The following is a 440-nucleotide window of genomic DNA, read 5'->3' as shown; positions in this document are numbered from 1 at the left end:
ACTCACCGGACAGCGAAGCACCACACTCCACCACCACGACCGACGGCACCGACCCACCACCGTCCAAGGCCTCCTGGAGCCCGGCAAGGTCGCACGTCGGGAGGACGACCCAGTCGTCGGAGATATGTGCAGCCACCTGGTCGGTCTCCGCAACCGGGACGGGGGTCCACTCGACGCGGAAGAGGGAGTCGTGGCGCTCACCGGCCGCAGCACGCACCTGCTCCGCCGAAGCAGCCCGCAACGCCACCGACCCCACCGACGCCACCGGCCGGCCCGCACCATCGGCCACCAGCAACGACACCGCATCGGAGCCGAGCTCACCAAGCCGCACCCGCAGCGACGACGCTCCCGCCGCGAACAACGACACCCCACTCCAAGCGAACGGGATCAGCGGCCCTGCGACCGACCCGTCACGCCGCTCGGCGCTGTCGATCCCCACC

Annotated in this window: 1 protein-coding gene; it reads right to left on the bottom strand. The window is 71.1% G+C overall.

Going from position 1 to position 440, the window contains the following annotated elements; translation table 11 throughout:
- Positions 1-440, bottom strand: a 440-nt coding sequence (locus tag LMU33_RS40940; RefSeq protein ID WP_228627202.1) for a hypothetical protein, incomplete at both ends; no start/stop codon positions are given.

The sequence above is a fragment of the Streptomyces barringtoniae genome, assembly GCF_020819595.1.
GTDB classification, from domain to species: Bacteria; Actinomycetota; Actinomycetes; order Streptomycetales; family Streptomycetaceae; genus Streptomyces; species Streptomyces barringtoniae.
The sequence above is the reverse complement of the archived record's forward strand: the minus strand, read 5'-3'. Positions and strand labels throughout refer to the sequence as shown.